Raw genomic sequence first — 4,886 nt, 5'->3', positions numbered from 1 at the left:
TAAAATTATGAACACCTATATGCGACGTTTCTTTCAATCGATTGTATTTGCTGTGTTCTTTATTTTCATTGGAGGTATCATTTCCGGTATTCTGATTTTGCCTTTATTCGTCTCCTGCTTCAACTCTCTATTTGCTGGGTTAAGTTTATTCATTGCCTACTTTAACTTACAGCACCAATTAATCCATGATGGAAATAAACAATTAAATGAGCAGCGAAACTTCTTAGAAATCATCCTTAATCTCAATCCAAATTATATGTTTGTTAGAGATAGTGAAGATTCCTTAGTGATTGTGAACGATGCACTCTCAAAAGTATTAGAGAAAAGCAGCGATGATCTGATCGGGATAAGCAGGCATCCCTTCATTAACCAAGTTATCCTTCACGAAAAATACAAACAGAATGATACGATGGAATATGTGAACAATAGTGCCGCCAACCCCATTTATATTGATTGGACCTTTCTGCCTGTTCCTTATGACAGCACGGGCCATTATACGTTAGCGATTGGTGTTGACGTTACTCAAAAGAAGATAGAAGAAACCGTATTAATTAAATCTGAAAATCTGCGGGTACTCGGAGAGATGGCTGCCGGTATCGCTCATGAAATCCGAAATCCCCTAACATCTATTAAAGGATTTATAACGCTTCTCGAGGATACCAATAAAGGGCGGGATAAATACTACCTATCCATTATTGCTAATGAAATCGATCGAATCAATGAAGTCGTCAGCGAACTATTATTTATGGCTAAACCACAAGCCTCGGAAGGAGTTATCCATTCCTATCAGTTAGATAAAATTGTAGAAGAAGTCGTCATTCTGCTTGATTCGACAGCCATTATGAATCAAGTAACTATCGAAGTAATCCGTTATGAAGAGATAACCTGCCAATCTATTGAAAAAAAGCAATTAAAACAAGTATTAATCAATCTAGTAAAGAATTCGATTGAGGCACTTCCAAACGGTGGGAAAATAAGAATAAAACTCGAACAAAATACCTCTTCCATAAGAATTCGAATCATTGATAACGGATTAGGTCTTTCAAAAGATAAAATTGCTCGATTAGGTGAGCCTTTTTATACCACTAAGGAAAAAGGAACAGGTCTCGGACTCACCGTATGCTTTAAAATCATGAAGAACAACCATGGATCACTCACTTTTAACAGTAAAAAAAATTTAGGAACAGTTGTAGACATGAATCTTCTATCTACAAAATAATAATGATAGTTTTTTTATAGGGAAAAACCCTTATATATCAAGGTTCCTATTAATATCTATTTTTTTGTAATAATATTGTAATCTTCCTGTTACTAATATGTTATCCCTTTTAGTTTATAGTAGGTTTAGCATTCACATCAGGGGGAAAATATATATGTTAAAGAAAATCATTGTTGCCTTGTCTATTGCTGCTGCTTTCAGCTTTATTGCACCATCTATGAGTGAGGCAGCTACCTATCATAAAAAAGCCATTACAACTGCTAAGAATAATATAGGCGTTAAATATACATATGGAGGCCTTTCACCTAAAGGATTTGATTGTTCAGGCCTTGTCAAATATTCATATAAGAAAGCCGGCAAAACATTACCTCGTACTGCAGCAGATATGTACAAAAAAGGAAAAAAAGTAAGCAAGAGCAGATTAACAACTGGTGATTTATTATTCTTTGCACCAAATAAAGCAACTAGACCTACACATGTAGCCATCTATATGGGTTCTAGCAAAATGATCCACGCTGCTTCTTCTAAAGGCGTATCGATTGCAAGCACAAACAACAGCTATTGGAAACCAAAATATATTGGCGCTAAGCGCATCTAACGATAGAGATAAAAAAGAGCCTCCCAGCAGGCTCTTTTTTTGATTTAAAAAAATCAGTCTTTTTTCACTGTTATTTCACAATTATTGTTTATACTAGTTAATAGATAACTATCTACCATCCAACCCTATCCTATTTGCTCAAAAAGGGGGCTTAAAAAATGAAACAGATGATCTGGCTGATGGTCTGTTTAATCTGCCTGATGTCATTTCCGGAAATGACTTCGGCACATGCCTATCTTAAACAGTCAAATCCTTCAGTAAATACAAAGCTTGAAACATCACCCAAGAATATCAGCTTAGTATTCAGTGAACCGATACAATCAGCTTTTCACCATATTGAGGTTTTCGGCGAAGATGGGAATGCTGAATTACATGAAAGCTTTATTCCAGACGAAGATGAAACAAAACTGATCGCTAAGTTGAAACAAGACCTTCGTAAAGGTGTATATACTATAAAATGGCGCGTTATTTCTAGTGACGGCCACCCCATTGAAGGTACCATCCCCTTTATCATTGGCGAAGAGACAGTTACGAAAGCTGCTGCAGATGATCATTCCTCTGTTTATTTTCCTGGACTTGATAAAATACTGATACAAGGCATGCAATATCTTAGTTTTACTTTACTAAGTGGGTTTTTATTTTTCTATTTATGGCTGTTTCCTCGAAAAAAAGCGTCCTATAGCTCTCGATTTTCGGGCATTATTTGGACAGCTTATACTTTGCTGGCACTAAGTATTTTGCTTAGCCTCCCTCTTCAGACAACAACTGATGCTGCAGTAGGATGGAACAGTGTATTCAAGCTATCCTTATTAAAAGAAACCGTCTTTCATACAACCTTCGGAACGATTTGGATGATCGAAATGGGTTTGCTTGTCATCCTTTTTAGTAGTCTTCTACTTACTAAAAAAGCAATCCCAGCTGCCTATGGATCATTTCTACTTATCGTCGCATTAATGCTATGCAAGGCATCTATCGGTCACACAGCTGCAGTCAATAACCAAGTACTCGCTGTGATTATGGATTTTTTCCATCTGTTAGGAATGGCCTTATGGCTGGGTAATTTATTAGCCTTGGTGCTTCTGCTGCCTGGAGAATCTAAAAAGGAAAAAGACAACTTAATATATTGGCAAACCATACAGCGTTTTTCAACGTTTGCCATTGTGTTTGTCCTTATGCTGCTTGTTACCGGTATCTACGCAAGTGTTCAGCATGTTTCTTCTATACAGTCATTAGTAAACACTCCGTATGGAAAGGTACTCATTGCTAAAATACTGTTAATGCTGATTATAATTGGAATGGGAACTTACCATTTCTTTAGAGGTAAATTTAAAGAGAAAAAATTAGGACCGAGTGTCCTTATTGAATTTTCACTAGGCCTAATTATTATTATCTTGGCAGCACTTTTGACAAATCTGCCAACTGCCGACTCTCATAAATTGGACAACTCACAAGTCATAACCATAGAAAACTACCAGATGTCCCTTGAGCTGACACCTTCACAGACAGGTGTAAACGAAATGATGGTCCACGTGTCGGATAAAAATGGTGATGCTATACCTGATATTGAACAAATCACTGGCACCCTTGTGTCATTAGACATGAACATGGGGGAAGAGAATGTACCATTTAAGAAAAAAGAGTCTGGAACCTATACCGCCGCACCTATTATCTCTATGGACGGTTCTTGGAAGCTGTCCATTCATGTGCTAACCAGTGAGTATGAATCAGTTGATGCAGACTTTTCCATCACAATCAGCAACCCAAAATAAACACTAGGAGATAACAAGAATGAAAAAAATAGTCAGCACCTTTTCAAAAGTGATCATTGCCTCATTTACAGGAGTGTTTTTATTTGCAGGAGCAGCAAGTGCTCACGTCTCCGTTCAGCCAGCTGTATCAACACCTTCCGCTTGGGAAACTTACACCTTAAAGGTACCTGTTGAAAAAGACATTCCCACAACCAAAGTCGTTGTAAAGATACCTGATGGTGTAACGTTCGTCAATTACCAGCAAGTTCCAGAATGGGAGGTAACGCTGGATACCGGTTCATCTAACAATGTCCAAACCGTTTCTTGGACGGCCACAGGTGAAGGAATCCAAGCTGGACAATTCCAACAATTTACATTCGTAGCGAAAAATCCAGAGAGTGAAACTAATATTGCTTGGGATGCTTTTCAGTATTACAAAGATGGCAGCATTGTTGAGTGGAATGGAAAAGAAGGTTCGGCAACACCTCACTCAGTAACAAAGGTCAGTACGGCCAGTACGGAGCCTGAACAACAGGATAGTCACTATGAACACGATTCTGTAGAAAAAGAGCATGAGACACCTGACAAAGGGACAGCGACCGAGTCAAACAAAGCAGACGAGGAAGATACTGATCCTCCAAGCCAGACTGCCAGTCTCATCCTTTCCATTGCCTCGTTAATTCTTTCTATTGCAGCCATTATTCTTGCAGTTCGGAAGAAAAAATAAAAAGTAAAAGACAGTTTAAGGGCTTGCCTCATGGTAAGTCCTTTTACTTTTTTATAAATTATCTGACTTTTTAAATTTTTTCTTATAAAAACCTATACATTTCCAAATTACGGGTATATACTGTATTATAACAAGAAACAAAAATTATAAACTGTACTATAAAAAGGGAGGAAAACTTACCATGCAAACTAAAAACCCAATGGAATTTTTCAGAAACCTGCCGTCTAAACAATGTCCGGAATGCGGTGATATGGTCCATGAACAAGCAGAATCCTACCTAATGGAATGTGACCGCTGCTTAGTAAAAAAAGAAGATTAATAGTCAATTGAGGAGGAAACTACTATGCAAACAATCAAACCAATGGAGTTCTTCAGAAACCTTCCGCCGAAACAATGTCCCGAATGTGGTATTGAAATTAGTGAGCAAGCAGAATCTTACTTAATGGAATGCGATCACTGTTTGTCTAAACGCGAAGATTGAAACGAACCCATACTAAGGAGGAATAGATTATGCAAATCATTAAATCTAAAGAATTTTTCAGAAATCTACCGTCCAAACAATGCCCCGAATGCGGAACTCATATCAATGAACAG

At 37.6% G+C, this 4,886-nt stretch carries 7 protein-coding genes; all 7 read left to right on the top strand.

Annotated features, from left to right (window positions below):
- Nucleotides 1-1,219 (top strand): ATP-binding protein (locus AC52RT_RS17370; protein ID WP_495541906.1); only part of this gene is annotated, 1,219 nt, incomplete at its 5' end.
- 154 nt (nucleotides 1,220-1,373) lie between these two features.
- On the top strand, nucleotides 1,374-1,817 hold the full coding sequence (locus tag AC52RT_RS17365; protein ID WP_495541905.1) for a C40 family peptidase: 444 nt from the start codon (nucleotides 1,374-1,376) through the stop codon (nucleotides 1,815-1,817).
- A 158-nt stretch (nucleotides 1,818-1,975) separates the two neighbouring features.
- Nucleotides 1,976-3,586 (top strand): copper resistance protein CopC, encoded by a 1,611-nt coding sequence (locus AC52RT_RS17360; RefSeq protein WP_495541904.1) that lies wholly within the window; start codon nucleotides 1,976-1,978, stop codon nucleotides 3,584-3,586.
- A gap of 19 nt (nucleotides 3,587-3,605) precedes the next feature.
- Nucleotides 3,606-4,292 carry a YcnI family copper-binding membrane protein gene (locus AC52RT_RS17355; RefSeq protein WP_495541903.1) on the top strand — a complete coding sequence of 229 codons (687 nt, stop codon included), beginning with the start codon at nucleotides 3,606-3,608 and terminating at the stop codon, nucleotides 4,290-4,292.
- Nucleotides 4,293-4,473: 181 nt separating this feature from the next.
- Entirely contained in the window at nucleotides 4,474-4,611 is a 138-nt protein-coding gene (gene yhfH, locus AC52RT_RS17350) for a protein YhfH (protein ID WP_495541902.1), read from the top strand.
- Nucleotides 4,612-4,635: 24 nt separating this feature from the next.
- Entirely contained in the window at nucleotides 4,636-4,773 is a 138-nt protein-coding gene (gene yhfH, locus AC52RT_RS17345) for a protein YhfH (RefSeq protein ID WP_081705020.1), read from the top strand.
- Nucleotides 4,774-4,802: 29 nt separating this feature from the next.
- Nucleotides 4,803-4,886, top strand: an 84-nt coding sequence (gene yhfH, locus AC52RT_RS17340; RefSeq protein WP_495541907.1) for a protein YhfH, incomplete at its 3' end; no start/stop codon positions are given.

It is taken from the genome of Peribacillus sp., assembly GCF_059453735.1.
Note: the sequence above shows the minus strand (reverse complement) of the source record. Positions and strands in the feature narration are given on the sequence as shown.